The organism is Aeromonas bivalvium, assembly GCF_000819765.1.
Classification (GTDB): Bacteria; Pseudomonadota; Gammaproteobacteria; order Enterobacterales; family Aeromonadaceae; genus Aeromonas; species Aeromonas bivalvium.
The window spans coordinates 1,694-2,209 of the sequence record NZ_CDBT01000040.1; the positions used below are offsets into that span (position 1 = coordinate 1,694).

Below are 516 nucleotides of genomic sequence, written 5' to 3' on the forward strand. Positions count from 1 at the left end.
AGGGAGTAACCCACCGCCACACCCAGGTTGCGCAGCACGGTCGAGTCGGTGAGATCACGCTGCCAGCGGGAGATGGGCAGTTTGCTCGCCAGGTGCTGGAACACGGCGTTGGCCAGACCCAGATTGCCTTCGGAGTTCTCGAAGTCGATGGGGTTGACCTTGTGGGGCATGGTGGAGGAGCCGATTTCGCCGGCGATGGTGCGCTGCTTGAAGTGGCCCAGGGAGATGTAACCCCAGACGTCACGGTCAAAGTCGATCAGGATGGTGTTGAAGCGGGCCAGGGCGTCGAACAGCTCGGCGATGTAGTCGTGGGGCTCGATCTGGGTGGTGTAGGGGTTCCAGGTCAGGCCCAGCGAAGTCACGAACTCCTCGGAGAACTGGTGCCAGTCCACATCCGGATAGGCGCTGATGTGGGCGTTGTAGTTGCCCACGGCACCGTTGATCTTGCCCAGCAGCTCGACCGCCATGATCTGCTTGAGCTGGCGCTCCAGACGGTAGGCGACGTTGGCCATCTCC

Annotated in this window: 1 protein-coding gene; it reads right to left on the reverse strand. The window is 62.2% G+C overall.

Features of this window, described 5'->3' with window-relative positions:
• The coding region (locus tag BN1119_RS12135; RefSeq protein WP_041998203.1) for a lyase family protein at window positions 1-516 on the reverse strand (516 nt) is incomplete at both ends.